The organism is Leptotrichia sp. HSP-342 (assembly GCF_041199995.1).
Lineage (GTDB): Bacteria > Fusobacteriota > Fusobacteriia > Fusobacteriales > Leptotrichiaceae > Leptotrichia > Leptotrichia mesophila.
Genome location: NZ_CP165646.1, coordinates 1081916 through 1099361, shown reverse-complemented (window position 1 = coordinate 1099361; position 17446 = coordinate 1081916). Strand labels below are relative to the sequence as shown.

The 17446-nt window shown below is 31.5% G+C and carries 10 protein-coding genes; 5 read left to right on the top strand and 5 right to left on the bottom strand.

The window, feature by feature from the left end:
- Window positions 1–42: 42 nt before the first annotated feature.
- From AB8B23_RS05595 to AB8B23_RS05580, 4 genes are all read right to left on the bottom strand, one after another.
- Window positions 43–5997 (bottom strand): autotransporter-associated N-terminal domain-containing protein, encoded by a 5955-nt coding sequence (locus tag AB8B23_RS05595; protein WP_369713808.1) that lies wholly within the window; start codon window positions 5995–5997, stop codon window positions 43–45.
- 583 nt (window positions 5998–6580) lie between these two features.
- Window positions 6581–8101 carry an ABC transporter permease/substrate-binding protein gene (locus tag AB8B23_RS05590; protein ID WP_369713807.1) on the bottom strand — a complete coding sequence of 507 codons (1521 nt, stop codon included), beginning with the start codon at window positions 8099–8101 and terminating at the stop codon, window positions 6581–6583.
- A complete protein-coding gene (locus tag AB8B23_RS05585) occupies window positions 8094–8933 on the bottom strand; it encodes an ABC transporter ATP-binding protein (RefSeq protein WP_369713806.1) in 840 nt (279 codons plus the stop codon). Before AB8B23_RS05585 ends, AB8B23_RS05590 begins: the two co-directional genes overlap by 8 nt.
- 15 nt (window positions 8934–8948) lie before the next feature.
- Entirely contained in the window at window positions 8949–9407 is a 459-nt protein-coding gene (locus tag AB8B23_RS05580; RefSeq protein ID WP_369713805.1) for a MarR family winged helix-turn-helix transcriptional regulator, read from the bottom strand.
- Between the two features lie 110 nt (window positions 9408–9517).
- On the opposite strand from AB8B23_RS05580, the gene AB8B23_RS05575 reads away from it, so the two are divergent.
- From AB8B23_RS05575 to AB8B23_RS05555, 5 genes are all read left to right on the top strand, one after another.
- Window positions 9518–10507 (top strand): zinc-binding alcohol dehydrogenase family protein, encoded by a 990-nt coding sequence (locus AB8B23_RS05575; protein WP_369713804.1) that lies wholly within the window; start codon window positions 9518–9520, stop codon window positions 10505–10507.
- A 258-nt stretch (window positions 10508–10765) separates the two neighbouring features.
- On the top strand, window positions 10766–11122 hold the full coding sequence (locus AB8B23_RS05570; protein ID WP_021744564.1) for a Fur family transcriptional regulator: 357 nt from the start codon (window positions 10766–10768) through the stop codon (window positions 11120–11122).
- A gap of 143 nt (window positions 11123–11265) precedes the next feature.
- Window positions 11266–12201: a metal ABC transporter substrate-binding protein gene (locus AB8B23_RS05565; protein ID WP_369713803.1), complete on the top strand. Its 936-nt coding sequence runs from the start codon at window positions 11266–11268 to the stop codon at window positions 12199–12201.
- 51 nt (window positions 12202–12252) lie between these two features.
- Window positions 12253–12951, top strand: coding sequence for a metal ABC transporter ATP-binding protein (locus AB8B23_RS05560; protein WP_369713802.1), 699 nt, complete (start codon window positions 12253–12255; stop codon window positions 12949–12951).
- A 76-nt stretch (window positions 12952–13027) separates the two neighbouring features.
- Window positions 13028–13837, top strand: coding sequence for a metal ABC transporter permease (locus tag AB8B23_RS05555; RefSeq protein WP_369713801.1), 810 nt, complete (start codon window positions 13028–13030; stop codon window positions 13835–13837).
- 241 nt (window positions 13838–14078) lie between these two features.
- On the opposite strand, the gene AB8B23_RS05550 is transcribed toward AB8B23_RS05555, so the two are convergent.
- Complete coding sequence (locus AB8B23_RS05550; protein ID WP_369713800.1) at window positions 14079–17060, bottom strand: autotransporter domain-containing protein; 2982 nt, start codon at window positions 17058–17060, stop codon at window positions 14079–14081.
- Window positions 17061–17446: the final 386 nt, after the last annotated feature.

The following is a 17446-nucleotide window of genomic DNA, read 5'->3' as shown; positions in this document are numbered from 1 at the left end:
TAAATTATTTTAAAATCAACTAAACTACTTAAATTACTTAGATTAATAAATTGCTCTAAATCCTATTCCACTTCTAAAATTCTTCCCAGTCGTATCATATCCAGCATTAACTGTAATTCCAAACAATGTGTTATCCCATCCTAAATTTAAATCAAATTTACCATTTCCTTTTCGATTTTCTTTATCTCCGTGAAGATTGTAGTATTCTGATTGTGTCCCTCTAAATCTAGCTTTGTTTTGAACATTGTTTAATTTTCCTAATTCATTTTCATAGGCTGCTGTTACGTTTATTTTTAGATTACTTCTTGCTCCTAGTGTTTGTTTGAAGTTAAATGCAAGTCCTGCTTCTGGTTTTACTGAAAAATAATCGTTTCCTTTTATTTCAAGTGCCATTGGACCAGATTCTTTAATGTTTGAGTATTTTCCGTATTCCATATTTAATAATCCATATGGTCTTATACTTGTTTTTTCAGTTGTTCTGATCGTTTTTCCAATTTCATTTTTTAATGCGACTCCGTAAATGTTGTAATCACCTTTAGCTTCATAAGTATCGTCTACAACCCAGTACTTACGCTTCATATTTCCACGTCCTGCAAATGTTTCTGCGGAAATTCTCCAAGTTAATGAACCGTTGTGATCTTGTTTTGGTGCCATTGTTTTAAATATTCCTGCTTTTATCATTGTTTGATTTTCACGTGAATGTCCTATGTCTTTTAACTTGAATTGGTTGTTTGCCACTCCTGCATACCATCCACTTGAATTTCCAAGTTTAATTGCTTCATCTTCGTGAACATACGCTACACCATAAGCATTATTTGTATAGTCAATTACTCCTGCTGTATTAGTTTTTAATTCTCCTTTATTTCCAAAGGCTTTTATTTTATTACTTTGTTTTGAAGGATTTCTCCATTCTTCTTGTAAATACTTAAACTCTTTACTTAAAGTATTTCCAGTTTCGTATATTCTTTGTTGAATATTTGAATATTGGTGCCCTTTCATTTCGTCAACTGCTTGTGCTAAGATGTGGGCCTCTCCTTTTCCTAATCCATTTAATTTATTGAATATCTTTCTTTCTGTAACATCTTTTAAAGCTTCTTTTTCTTCTAAACCTGTTAGGAAATTATAGTTATCTATATCTCCATCTTCTGCAAATGAATTAAATGGTATTTTTGATAGATATACATTTGCAATTGTTTGATCTGGATTTTGTGTTGCAGTTGCTATCCATAATAAACTACTTGAAAAAATTTCCCATTTTGCAGCTGGATTTACATGGCTGACACTCATTATTGCTGCATTATAAGGTGCTATAATGTTATTTCCAATTTGTATATCTTTAGAGTCAGTATACTGCGTTGCTTCTATTCCAAAAATTAAGTTTATTTTTCTCAATCTTGTTAGATTTTCTAACCCTTGAATTGGATTAGTGTATCTTACACCAGAAGTATCTACATACATTCCAATACTTGAACCTCCACCGTTATTTTGAGTAAACAATGGATCAAAAGTATTCAAATTAATATCTCCTGCTGCTAAATGAACATAATTTGGAGAAGGTGTCGCTATATCTGTGTCGACTAATGTTGGAGTTACATTTACATCATTTCTAATTACATCGGCTGTTAATGAGCCTAAATGAGGCAAACTAAATCTTATTCCTTTAACACCTTTTGAAGTATCAGTTCTGCTTGTTCTATAAATATGTTCTGAATCAGTTCCTGTAGCACTAATATCATTTGTTGACGTATTTCCTTCTAATTCTGCATTTCTTCCTACATAAACTCCTACTCCATCAACTGCATTAATTCTAATTGTACCATAGTTTTTAATAACTGCATTATTAAGCGCGTAAACTCCCATAATTCCTTCACCAGTAGAATTTGGTGTAGTTTGGATCGTTCCATAATTTTCTCCAACTGCATAATCATCAAGATACATTCCGATTGTGCTATCTCCAGATAAGTTTATTACTCCAGTTGCCTTATTTATAACTTTAGAACCAGGCCCACTTGCATACATTCCAATTCCATTGTCACCTGTAACATTGATTATTCCTTCATTTTCAGCAACTGCACCATTTTTAGCTGCCATTCCTATTGAATAATTGTTTCCAACAACATCAGATTTACTTATTGTTATTGTTCCACCATTTAAGTTAAAGGCTTTCCCATCTGTTCCAGTTACATAAATTCCGACATTTCCAATACCGTTCTCAAAGTTAATATTTCCATGATTATCAACTCTTCCTGATGAATAAATACCAAAGTTTTCTCTACTTGTTGCATTTTTTGTACTAATATCTGTGTAATTGGCAATTACTCCAAGTTTATCAGCTGAATATGCGTAAACAGCTCTACTTCCTAATTCAACACTTGTCGCACTACTCGTAATATAGTTATTTCCAGTTGCGTTGGCATTTACAATTCCAAATGAATTATCTCCAAGATCAAATTTTGCATTGACATTGACATGAGCATTTTGATTTTCTCCCACCAAATAAAGTCCTACAGCCTCATCATTTCCAGTTTTTATCGTTCCATCACTTAATGCAATATCACCATTTTGTGAATAAATTGCAACTCCACCACTTCCAACTGTTATATCTCCAGAGTTTTCCACTGCATATCCAAATATTCCAACTGTTTTCGCTCCTGTCTCAATTTTAGAGCCTGCATTCGTTTTAATTGTATTGTTTTTTCCAGTTGTATAAATTCCAACATTTGGATTACTTAATGTTGCAGAATCTCCTGTTAATATAATATTTCCACTATTTTCAGTTACATACCCTTTGTTTAATGTATCTGGTTTTGTAAAGATTCCTACATTTTTATCTCCTGTTAGTGAGATTGTTCCTGTATTTTTTACTAATGTTGCTGTTCCACTTGAAACTGACGCATCTAATTTTCCTGCATCGTAAATCATTCCGATTGAAGAATCACTTTCTCCATCAATTGTTCCATCATTTTGCATTATTTCAGAAGTTAATTTAGTTGCAGATGTATTTGTATAGTACATTGCAGCTCCAGATTCACCGTCTAATGTAATTTTTCCAGTTGATTCATTAATTACTTTTGAGTTTTCAACACCGTAAAGTCCTGTCGAATCCTTTCCATTTAGCGTAATTTGCCCTCTATTAACTACATTTCCGTATTTCGCATAAATTGCAAGCGCATTTTTCCCATTTAGTTCAATCGTTCCTGCTGTGTCATTCATTAGAGTTACTGCTGGTTTTGATACTGTTTTATTTTCTTGAGCCATTGCAACACGACCGTCATCATTTCCGCTTATCTTGTTTTGGTTAATTATTGATGAATTAGAAATTTCCAAAGTATTATACAGATCTGTAGCATTATCAAGATCAACTGCATTGTCTACTTTAACTTCACTTAAATAAAGCATGAAATTTTTATAGTTACTTCCTGTTATAGTTGGACCACCAGGCACAGATGAAATATTCGTATCACTTAAATTCATCTTAACTTTTGAAGCTAAAAACAATCTTGAATCATTTTGCATTGTTAAATTAAGATTTGCAATTGTTCCACTAAAAGTAGTAGCAAAATAACCACTAATATCAGAAGCTCCAAAAGCACCGTAATTTACAGTATTATTATATCCAACCGCACTTCCAGTAGCTGAAGTCGTACTTGGTACATAGTAAAATGCAGTCCCTCTATTAGTTGCATCTGTCCCACCAGCAACTGTTGCATTCAAAGTCCCACTTATTTTAACTTTCCCAGTTCCATTTGTACCATTGTAAAATAACAATGATTTTTGACCAGTCGTAGCTGTAGATGTTTTTCCACTTACAACTTCAATTTCTCCATTATTATCAGCAAAATAGTTAATCGCTCCTGCATCAGCCGAAATCGTTCCAGTACCTAATTTTAATGTTCCATCAGAATAAACCCCAATAGATTTGTTATCAGTTACAGTTGCATTAATCGTTCCATTACTACTATCAATCGTTGAATTTTTCCCAACAATTACCGCAACAGTACCTTTGTTATTATCTGACGTATTTCCACCAGTAACACCTATAGTTCCTGTATTTGTTACTTTCCCATAATTAGAAGTTATAACTCCAATAGATCCAGCCGAATTAGCTGTAATCGTTCCAGCATTAGTTCCTTCTCCATAATCAGTCTTACTAGTCCCATAAACCGCCATTCCAATATTTTGACCAGCAGTTATACTGACTGTTTTTCCAGCGTTATTAACAACTTTCGCATTCTTCGTATAAAAACCAATATTTTCCTTTCCAGTACTTGAAATAGAAACTGTACCATTGTTAGTTAATGTTGGTATCACAGTTCCAGTTTTATTCGCACGAAGAGCTATTGAGTAATCTTTACTGCCTTCTATATTTATAGCTCCATGATTTGTTCCATTTATCTCTTCAGAATAAATTCCAAATGAATTTGTTCCTTTTACAGTAATTTTTCCAGTAGAAGTATTTTCAAGCGTTGCAGAAATAGTATCTGTCGCCGTAAATGTTTTATCTTTTCCTGAAACATCAACCCAATATTTAGCAGCTTTTACAGCAATTCCACCTGAACTATCATTATTAACATTTATATCTCCTGAATTTTGAAATACTGAGCCTTCAGTTAATTGACTATCATGACCCAATGCTCCAAAAGCAATACCATAACTATTTGTTCCACCAAGTGTTATTTTAGCACCACTGCTATTTATTGCTACTGTTTTTAAATCATTATAAAAACCACCCGGATAAATTTTATTTAATGCCGCATTCTCTGTACTTTGATAAAGTTTTCGATTAACAATATTTAATCCTACCGACTGACTTCCAGCCATATCAATTTTAGTATTATTTTTCAAAGTTTGAATACTTCCGTGTGCATTTGGTTGCTCTGGTGTCAATGTTAAAGCGACTTGCTTACTCCCATGTCCGATTATTTCTCCATTATTTATCAATGAAAAATCACCAACTAGTGGATTACCTTGTACCTCTAGACCTGCAGTAGTTTGGTTATAAAGATTAATTTTTCCATTATTAGTTACTGATGTTGTTTGTGGTGTACTTAGTCCCCAATTTCCTGCATCAATAACTGCAGCTCTTGTTCCATCTCTTTGTATATTTATAGTTACTCCTGCAGCAATAGTAAAGCCTTTTCCTGGAGTACCTCCTATATCCATAATTGTTTCTGCTATTCTTGCTCCATTCCAATTCTTCCCACCAGGATCCGTCTGATTTCTTGCTTTTGTAGTCGGAAGTAAATCATAACTACCAGGAATTGTTACATCTCTATTCAATCCTACAGTATCCAATCCACTACTATTCCAAATTGCTGATAATGTAATCGGTGTGATTGTAATTGTTGACGGAGTTATTGTCGGAATACTTGGACTAACTGGTGTAAATTCAACAGTTTCTGGTAAAGTCGGAACATTCACTGTTTTATCAGGTGGTGTTATCCGTCCTTTTGTTAGAACTCTTGGATTTATCGAAGCATTCATATGTATTGGTACTTTTGGTTCAGCCGTATCTATTAAATTTAATCTTGTTGTTCCATAACGATTGTTATTCGTTTTTTGAGTATATTTTGCTTTTCCTACTTCTCTAGCATAAATAAATCCTCCTGTTTTATCTCCACGACCTTTATAAGTTCCATTCCAATCATTAGAAAATTCATTTATTGCAAATTGCCAGCTGCTCCATGGACTTTTTGTTACATGTTCCCCTTGTTCCATAAGCTCAATTAATTCTGAATTCAATCCATTTAATAGTTTTTTATGTCTTGACCTCGATGTTTTTATTTTCAATTTTTCATTTTTAACAAAATTATTCAATGCTTGTGTATTACTTCCAACACTTGTCTGTTTCTTAACTTCAGCCGAAAATAAATTATTTGACACTATTGTCCCACATAATAAAAACGTAAGTAATGCAGATTCTGTATACTTAAAATCCTTACACCTTTTCGCAAAGCTTTTTAATCCTTTCCGTAAACTCTGTAAATCATTTGCCATTCTTTTTATCATCCTTTCTATTTTATTTTTTGTAGTTAAAATCTAAAAACTACAAGATATTATCAGTAAAAACAATATTTTTTCAAAGAATAATAATGTATTATTTAAATTTCTTGTTTTTAATCATAAAATTTTACTAAAACATGATTTTATAGTGATATTTTTTTATTTATAAGATTAAGTGATGATCATTATTTTAGTAAAAAATTATTTCACATTGAAAGTTTGGCTATTGTACATCATTTAGTCCAAACTTTTTTATTTTACAGATAGATTGTATAAAATACAGTAATCTACTTTAATATACATCTAAACTCCTAAATATAAAACTATCTATAATTTCAAAAATTATCTTAATTCTTATATTTAATTAAAATAGTTTTATTATATTCACACTATTGTAATCTTTTCAAAATTTGTTCTATTACATTATAGAATATCAAAAAAGAATGGTCAATATTTTTTTAGAAAATAATGTGTAATTAATTTTATTTTAATATATAAAGACAGAAAAATAAATATTTCTAAATACTTATCACAGAGTTTTTTGATAATTTTTATGTTTATTTATATATGTTTTTCTCTATTTTTTTATCATTCCATTTTTTATCAAATATTCCTTTGCCACATCATAAGCTTTTTTTCCATTGACTCCTACTTCAAAGTTCATTTTACGCATTTCATCATCTGTGACTTTATTATGTAATTTATTTAAGATTTGCTCTAATTTTGGATATTTTTTCAGAGTTTCTCTTTTCATTAAAGGAGCTCCCTGATATGGAGGGAATAAATTCTTATCGTCTTCCAGAACTGTAATTTTATACTGCTCCAGCTCACTATCCGTAGAATAAGCGTCAATCACATTTATATCTCCACTTTGCACCGCCACATAACGTAGTTTTGGCTCAAATTCCTTCACACTTGAAAATTCAAAGTTATATAATTTCTTCATTCCTTTGTATCCGTCTTCCCTTTCAACAAATTCTCGTGTAAATCCAACTTTTGCCTTATCCTTCACTCGTGCCAAATCCGATATTTTTGTAAGATTATTTTCACTTGCAAATTTTTGTGTAACCCCAACTGCATAAGTGTTATTGTATGCCATCGGCTTTAACAGTACCATATCATATTTTTTCAAGATTCCATTTCTAGCCTGCTCATAAACTTGGTCTTTTATATTGCTTACTGGCGTTTCGTTAAGGAATGTAAATACTACAGTTCCTGTAAATTCAGGATAAATATCGACATCTCCTGATTTTAAGGCATTAAAGTTAAATGATGTATTTCCAAATCCTGATTTTAGTTCTACATCCACGTTCATTTCCGCTTCAATCAGAAATTTATACATATTTATCAATATTTCCGGCTCTGTTCCCAATTTCCCTGAAATTACAATTTTATCTTTTTTGCTTTGCTTATTCATAACTAAATTTCCAGCCAAAAATATTATAAATAGACTTATAAATGAAATTACAATTACTTTCCAGTTTTTATTTTCCAGTTTTTTAAGCACAAAATCAAATAAAACCGCTAACAATGCAGACGGAATTGCTCCAAGCAAAATTAAGTTCATATTGTTTCTATCAAGTCCAAGCAAAATTAGTTTTCCAAGCCCTCCTGCACCAATCAACGAAGCAAGTGTTGCTGTTCCAATGATAAGCACTGTTGCTGTACGGATTCCTGCCATAATTACAGGCATTGCAAGTGGCAGTTGAATTTTAAAAAGCTGCTGTGCCTTATTCATTCCCATAGCCCTTGAAGCTACCATATATACTGGATCTACCCCATTTATTCCTGTATATGTGTTTCGTAAAATTGGAAGCAAGGCATAAATTACAAGTGCTGTAATTGCTGGTTTTCTACCAATTCCCATTATCGGAATAAGAAGTCCAAGTAAAGCAAGTGATGGAACTGTTTGCATTACTGCTGTAAGTCCGATAATTATTTCTGCTATTTTCTTTTTATATGTCAAATAAATTCCAAGCGGAACTGCAATAATTAAAGCAATTACAAGTGCATAAAATGAAATCTGCATATGCTCAATAATAGCCTTGAAAAACTCCTCTTTACGCTCATAAAATACTTGAAAAAAGTTATTATTCATTATTTTCTCCTTTTATTTCTAAAATTAGTTTCTCATATTCTCCATTTTCCTTTAATTTCTCAATAATTTTTTTATCAATTTCATTTTCAATATTCTTATTTTGCTCCAAACTGATAAATTCCCTTACAAATTCATCTTTCGGATTATTAATTAATTCGGATTTCGTCCCAGATTGAAGAATTTCCCCATCCTTAATTATAAAAATCCTGTCTCCCAGATAAAAGGCTTCTTCAATATCATGTGTTACAAAAACAATTGTTTTATTAATTTTCTGCTGCAATTCTTTTATGTCTTTCTGTAAACTTTTCCTTGTAATTGGATCTAACGCGCTAAAAGGCTCATCCATAAGTATAATTTCAGGATTCCCTGCTAATGCCCTTGCAATTCCGATTCTCTGTGCTTCCCCGCCAGACAGTTCAGACGGTATTCTTTTCAAATATTTCTCACTTTCCAGTCCAATCATTTCCAGAAGTTCTTCTGTCCTTGCCTTTATTTCCTCTTTCTTCCATCCTTTCAGTTCAGGCACTATACTTATATTTTCTTCTACTGTCAGATGCGGAAACAAAGCAACTTGCTGTAAGACATAACCCATATTCCAACGCATTTTATGAATATTATATTCAAAAATATTTTTCCCTTTTATTTCTATTTTTCCAGAAGTCGCATCCTCCAGCCTATTTATCATTTTCAAAGCTGTAGTTTTTCCGCTTCCCGAAGTTCCGATAAACACAATAAATTCTCCTTCATTTATCGAAAAATTCATATCCTTTACAGCTTCATTTCCATTTGGATACACTTTATTTACATTCTGAAATTCTATAATTTTATTCATATTCTCTCCTTCCCGTTATTTCTTGCTTCTTTCCTTTTCAACTTTCTCTAAATTTTGCGAAATCCTTTCTAAAAATCTTTCACACATCTCAATTTCCTCTTGAGAAAATCCCTCATAAACATAATTTGTCATAGTTTCAGAAATTTCCTCATATTCTTTTTTAAAGCCTTGTGCGTATTCTGTAAGTTTTATCAGCACTTTCCGTCTATCATCAGGATGTGGTGCTCTTTCTATCAGTCCAGCCTTTTCAATCCTATCCAGCATTGGCGTAAGCGTATTTATCGCAAGCCCCGTTTTTTCGGACAATTCCTTACACGTTACATTATCCTTCTCCCAGAGTATATGCAAGATTTTCCCACGTTCACCATTAAAAACGGTAATTTCTCTTTTTGAAAGAATATAATTTAAGATTCTATCGTGCGTCTGCTTAATTTTGCTTATATATATTCCCAAATTTACTTTTTTATTCATCATAGCCTCCTAACCTAAACAAAATTTTTTTGACTTTTTATTTCTATATAGTATAATACTATAAAGAATTATTTTTGTCAATTAAAATTTAAAAGTAAGAAAGGAATTTTACTATGTTAAATAAAAAAAATACTATGAAAGCTGTTGTTCTTGAAAAACCTTGTACTGCTGATGAATTAAAAATTCAAAATATTGAAATTCCAAAAGTAAAAAATGGCTGGGTTCTTATAAAAATTAAGGCTTTTGGAATAAATCGGGCTGAAATATTTACTAGAGATGGATTTTCTCCTTCTGTGAAATTGCCACGCGTGATTGGAATTGAATGTGCTGGCGTTATTGAAGATGCTTCTGATAGCCATTTTCAGAAAGGAGATAGAGTTTTCACAATGATGAATGGCTTGGGGCGTGAATTTAACGGAAGTTACGCCGAATACACACTTGTACCATCTTCTCAAGTACATCCGATAACTCTTTCAGAAACAGACTGGATAAAAATTGCAGCATATCCTGAATTATACTACACAGCTTACGGCTCTTTATTTAAAAGCCTGCAGTTAAAAAACACTGACACTCTGTTAATTCGTGGCGGAACAAGTTCAGTTGCCCTTGCTTCAATTCAGCTTGCCAAAAGTTTTGGAAATACCGTGATTGCAACATCAAGAAGTAAGGCTAAAGTTGAATTTTTAAAAGAAATAGGAGCAGATTTTGTCCTAATTCAAGATGAAACTTTTGACACTCAGTTACAAGAATATTTTCCAGACGGAGTTGACAAAGTTCTTGATTTAATCGGCACTCCTACTTTGAAAAATTCTTTAAAATCTGTGAAGCAAGGTGGAATAGTCTGCATGACAGGCTGTCTTGGAGGATGGGTAATTAAAAATTTTGAGCCGCTTGACGAAATCCCTTCAGAATCCTACCTAACTTCATTTAACAGCACAATTGTCAAAAAAGATACAATAAAAGAAATGTTTGATTTTATTGAAAAACATGGCATAAAGCCAAGAATTGCAAAAATTTTTATATTAGATGAAATTTCTTTGGCACATAAATTTTTAGAATCAAATAGTGCTAATGGAAAAGTTATTATAACCACAGGACAATAATTTTTCAGTTGGTATAACCTCAAGTTTATTATATACTCAAACCTATTTAAAATTAAACTACTAAAAATTATATAGATTTAGGATTTGAGTAAAATAGTCATAGCCTTTTAAGTTTAGTTTTAAAGCAGTTTTACTATAAATATATGAAAACCTATTCATTTGACAAATAGGTTTTTTTAATATATAATAAAAAATATTTGCGAATGATTTGCAAATTTACAAAATAAAAAACGTTTTTTATTATTAGGAGATGTTATTATGAAATTAACTAAGAAAAGGCAGCAAATACTTAATCTTATACAGTCTTCAGACACTCCAATAAATGCCAAATTTTTAAAATCAAAAGTGGATTTTGACTTATCGACAGTTTATCGGGCTTTGGAATTTTTAGAGAAAAATAATTATATTTTTTCATTCGACTTTGAAAATGAAAAATATTACTTTAAGGAAGAAAATGCCAATTTTTTTATTTGTGATTCTTGCAAGCATATTGAAACCGTGCCTGAATTTTCAAATGAAGAAACAGAAAAAGAAAAAAGCGAATTAAAAAAACGAGGCTTTTCACTATTGTCACATCTTTCGATTTTTAAAGGAAAATGCAACGATTGTGATTAAATCTATGATTTATACTAGACTCTGTTTGAGAAATGAAATTATATTTTAATTATTTGAAAATATTAAGTTTTTATCTTTTTCTAGAAAAGTTTTTAATAAATTCATTATTTTATTACAAAAAAATACATATAGGAGGAATTAAAATGAAAAAATTATTATCGTTACTTTTATTATCAGCTCTGTTTATTTTTTCTTGCGGAAATAAATCAGAAACTAAAAAAGAGCAAGGAATTACTGCAGGAGCAAAGGAAAAAATTGTAACAAGCGTACCGCCTTTAAGATGGCTTACTCAAAAAATTGCAGGAGATGATTTTGAAGTTATTTCAATTGTGCAGCCAAATATGAATCATGAACTATTTGAGCCAAAACCTTCAGATTTGAAAATTCTGGAAAATTCAAAAGTATTTTTCACTTATAATATGTTGGGATTTGAAGAAACTATTTCTAACAGCCTAAGCGATAAAAATAAAATTGTTAATGTTTTGGATGGTGTTGATAAAAATTTATTTATCAAAGGAGATCATGATCACGAACATGAGCATGAACATGCAGATAAAAAGGAAGAAGAACACGAACATCATCACGAGCATGAAGGACACGGTGGGATTGATCCGCATGTATGGTTCTCGCTTGATATGATGCCTAAAGTTGCTGAAAATATAAAAAATGAATTGTCAAAACTTTACCCAGACAAAAAAGAAACTTTTGAAAAAAATTACAATGCTTTCATTACAGAACTTAATCAGGTAAAAGCAGAACTTTCACAAAAAATGGCTTCAAAAACTAAAAAATCATTTATGATTTATCACCCTGCATTAAACTATTTCCTAAAAAATTATGCCATTGAAGAAATTTCAATCGAACAGGAAGGAAAAGAGCCATCAGCACAGCAAATAAAAGAAATTATCGATGAAGCAAAAGAACACAATGTAACTACAATCTTAGTTCAGCCTCAATTTCCAAAACAAAGTGCCGAAGCTATTTCAAAAGAAATTCCTAACTCAAAAGTCGCTGAATTTAATGTTGACAAGGAAAATGTCTTTGAAAATCTAAAACAGTTTGTAGATTATTTAAATTAAAAATTTTTATTCAAAAAAAGAATGAGAAGAAAACGAAAGGATAAAAATTTGATGGCTAACGGACAGAATAAAAAACTTGTGAGCGTGCAAAATCTTAATTTTAAATACAACAATGATTATATTTTGAACGATATAAACTTAGATATTTTTAAAGGAAAAAATGTTGCAATTCTGGGAAGAAATGGTGGCGGAAAATCGACTTTGGTAAAAGTTATGCTTGGATTTTTGAGAAAAAATTCTGGCAGTATTGAATTTTTTACAAGTGAAAACAAAATTGGATATTTGCCACAAATAAGGGAGTTTGACACTTCCTTTCCCATTAACATTTTTGACTTGGTAATATCGGGATTGACTAATAAAAATAACCTTTTCAGAAGATTTAACAATGAAGAAAAAAAACGTGCTGAAATACTCTTGGAGGAATTTGATATTTTTCATTTAAAAAATAAATTAATAAACGAAGTATCTGGAGGACAGCTTCAAAGGGCATTAATTGCACGTGCCTTAATTTCTTCGCCAGAACTTATTTTTCTTGATGAGCCGGAATCATTTCTGGATAAGGAATTTGAATTTAAACTTTTTGAAAAAATAAAGGAATTGTCAGATTCAACAATAGTTGTAATTTCTCACGAACTTGAAAAAATCTACGATTACATTGATTCAATTTTTGTCGTGGAAGGAAATATTCAAGTTTATGAGAAAAAGGAAGATTATGTGTGCAGCAATCCTTACTTACATTCACACAAATAAAATTTACAAAATTAAAAGATAAATTATTAAAGATTGGGGAATTATGGAATTTATAAAAATTTTTGAATATGCCTTTATGAGAAACGCCCTTATTGTAGGGCTTCTTTCTAGTATATGCTGTGGAATAATAGGAACTTATATTGTAAATAAAAAAATGGTCTTTATTTCATCAAGTATTAGCCATGCCTCTTACGGTGGTATCGGAATAGGAATCTACCTAATTTATTTCTTTAACTTGCCAATAAAAGATCCATTATTTTTTGGACTGATTTTCTCAATACTGTCAGGTGTGTTGATTTTGGTTCTAAAAGACACTCTGCACGTTGACGGTGATTTGGGAATAGGTATCGTTATGTCAATGGGAATGGCTATCGGAATTATTTTTGCCTTCTTGACACCAGGCTATCAGTCCGATATGTCAACTTATTTATTCGGAAATATCCTTTTATCCAACACCCTAAACATAATTTTACTGTTAATACTGGACATAATCACAATCACATTTTTCATCATCTTCTACAAAAGCATCGTCTACACGAGCTTTGATGAAAATTTCTACAAAATCCACAGTGTCCCAGTAACCTTCATAAACTACTTTATGATAATCCTAATATCCTCCGTCATAATAATAAACATAAAAACAATAGGAATCATCCTAATAATCTCAATCCTGACAATTCCACAAGCAATCGCGGCCTCACTTGCGAAAAAATACTCAACTATCATTATTCTATCTATAATTTTCTCATTCATTGGAATACTATCAGGACTATATTTTTCCTACACGCTAAATATTCCGTCAGGCCCTTCGATTATTGTATTGCTTACGATTTTATTGGCGTTAGTTAAGGTTGGGGGATTTGTGAAAGGGAAATTTTTGAATTAATAAATTTTAATTATAAAACACCTTCCTTTTAGAGTAATTTTTAAAGTTGCTATTACAATGGAAGGTGTAATTTTATTGTAAATTCGATTCTTATTTTTGGAGTTCTTAATTTTTTTAATTTATATAATTTTGATCTATATTCTTCTATTTTTTCTATAATATTCTACATCTTTTTTATTTGCAAACTTTAATTCAATTATTGATTCCAACCTATTAGAAATTGACTTTTCTTCAATTCCAATTAAAAATTAAATCTAAGTCCTGTGGTAAAAACATTATTATTCCCTTTACCTTTTCCACTGTCAACAGAACTATCATAGTTTACATACCATCCAAATCTAGAATTTACTTCTGTCAATGCTCCAACTCCAGTCCATGTCTTGTTCTTAGAAAGTCCGATACCTTTTACCTTAAACGTTGCTCCAGGCAGTCCAGTATATCTTGCATCAAAGCTCAAGTCCTGCTCATTGAAAGATCTCTGATGTGTTATGTATCCCTGGAATGTAGTCTTGCTTCCACCGTTCCAGCTTACAGCCTTTCCAACTCTAAGACCAACTAGTGCTGCTGTCTGATTGTAGTTCTTTTTATCAGCAGTCAGTCCAAACTGGCTCTTCTCTTCAGAGAATGAACCTCTTACAACTGTATCGTGAGTCAATCCCGCAAACGGTGTTACAACAAAGTCACCATTATCATTTTTAATGTCATATCCTGTTTCTAGATATCCAGAATAAACTTTATCATTATGATTAATTTTTGCTCTAGTAAAGTCATTATTGCTTAAAATAATATCTCTTTCAACATCACTGTCAACAAATCCGATACCAAGACGACCTTGAAGGTAGAACGGAACATCCTTGTTTCCTAATCTTCCATATAATGAAACTCCAAAGTTATTAGCATCAGATTTTCCACCATATCTATTGAATTTAACATTAGCCTTTGAATAAGATAATGCAGTACCTAATATTAAGTTTTCGCCAAACTGCTTGTCAACTCCGACTTGTCCACCAGTAACTTTACTATTTCCTTTACCATATCCATCCTGTTTTAATGTACCATTAGCACCAAATCCAGAAACCCATAATCCAAAGTTGTCTCCAACATTATCCAAAGTTCCTAACATGACAAGTCTGTTTGATAAATCCTTATTTACAGTTTGTGAATGCTGGAACGTAAGAACCTGTGCAGAAGCATAGATTTGTCCAGACAGACTATCAAGTACAGCAGCTCTATTAGAACGATTTAGAGATTGAAGTTTTGCAGCTTTTTTTTCAAATTGAGCAATATTTTCAGCAGTACCATTTTCAATATTCTGATCTAATTCTTGGAAAGCAGTTTCTAAGTTCTTGGCAGTATTTTTTTGCATTTCATCAGATTCTGCTATTTTTTCTACATAGTCTAGTACATTTTTTCTGCTTAATTTTATATTTATCTTGTTATCAGTTGTTTCTACACTTCCATTTATCAATTCAGCTGTTTCTACTTTGTCAAAGTTTCCATTAATCCCCTTTTCAGCTTCAATCACAGTTGAAGAAAGAGGTTTTGCAGTAATATATCTTCCATTGCTTAATGTTTGCAAAGTTGTATTTCCTCCATTTAAGTTTACTGTTCCTCTTACTGTGAGTTTTGTTCCTATTTGAGCTTTTGTTACAGAACCTGCGGTTGCATCATAGTTTCCAGTTATAACTGCTCCAGAGCCTCTATTTTCCAAAGTTCCACCTTCATTTTTAACATTTACTGGCGATAGGTTTCCGCTGTAATTTCTCAATCCAATAACAGTTGTAGGAGTAGTTACTAAAGTTCCACCTGATTTTATAGTTATTGGCGATCCATTTTCTTTCTGTATTTCTAAAATTCCGCCTTCTATGGTAGTAGCTCCTTGATAGTCGTTATTTCCAGATAATATTAATGTCCCATTACCAGATTTTTTTAAACCGCCTAAACCTGTAATGTCATTTTCAAATTTTGAAGTTATATTATCTCCAATATTTGCATTAAATTGACCTTTTGCTCCTGCATTAGAAGCATGTTCCCCAACAAGTAGTTCATTACTGAATTGAGAAGGACCTTTTAATGCTTTTTCTTCATTTAAAAATCCCCATCCAAAAGTACTGTCTACTCCTGGATCTCCTAAATCTGTTGCAGTTGTTAGTATTGTCTGCTGTATTTCATGTCCTGTCATCCATGGAAATTTTTCTTTTAATTTAGCAGCAACGGCAGATACTTTTGGAGTAGCAAAGGATGATCCAAATTGTGTACAACCTACAAGTTCACAATTTCCGTTCGCTGCAACAGTCCACCATTTGGCTCCTCCAGGTTTTTGTCCGCTTCCTGAACCTGCTCTTGCTAAGTGAGGACTATACTCACTACCATCAGGTTGAACTCCCATTACAGCAATCCAGCCTTTGTATAAGTCATTTACATAGAAAGGCAATCCAGCTTGAACACTAACTTCGTTCATAGTTTGTCCTCCAGCTCCTCTATTACCTGCAGCCCAGATAAATAAAGAGCCTTCATTTACAGCATTTTTATAAAAATTTATCAACTCGTTAACTCTTCTGTCGTTTTCAGTTTCAAGAATATATCCTTCGCTAAGTTTTCTCAAATATATACGCATTTCTTGTATATAATTACTGTTTTCCTTAAATCCTTTTTTTGTTCCAAAAGAATGGCTATATATTCTAATACCATTTCGTTGTAATTCTTTATATTTCTCAACATCAATATAAAATCCACTTCCTTCTCCAATAGTCACTCCATGAATTTTTGCTCCTGTTGCTCCTTTTCCACTCTTTCCTCCTAAGATGGAAGCAACGAGAATACCATGTTCATCCTTTGATAAATATGTTCTGTCAGCTCTTGATTCCTGAACAAACCTGTCTCCAAATTCTTTGCTGATAACTTCATTAAGTCCGCTTGTTTTATGATATAGCTGATTAGTTGTCAAATCAGATGATAAAAAATCACTATCTAATACAGCAACACCAACTCCTCTTCCTGTAAAAGTTTTATTTTCAGGAACTTGACTTGGAGAAAAATTATTATTGTTAGTTCCTGATTGTGAGGGATTATCTTGTGTCTGATTGTTACCGCTAGTATGATTTGGAGTTGGAATAGGGGTAACTGAATCTGTTTGTGAGGTAGAACTACTTCCACCACCTCCACCTCCGCCACAGCTTGATACAACCGTAATAAGACTAATTAATAATAAAACCTTTTTCATGTTCTTTCTCCTTTGTATTTCATTTGTTTAAAATTAATTTTTAATTCATTATAATTATACCATATAAAATGATAAAAAAATTTTTAATATAAGTCTTTTTTATATCAATTTTTTCATATCAGTAAAGATTCTCAAAATAATTTCATAATAAAAATACTTCAAAATCAAAATAACTAGTATTCCTGAAACTATCACAAAAAAAATATTCCAAGAGCAAACATCACATTATTTCTCTTTTTTCTACTTTTTTTTCAAAAATATTACTAACTATAAAAACTACTATAAAAAATATTTATTAATAATTTATAACACAAAATTTTAAAAAATAAATTTAATGAGGTATAATATAATGAAAAATAGAATTTTTTAGAAAAGGAAAATAAACT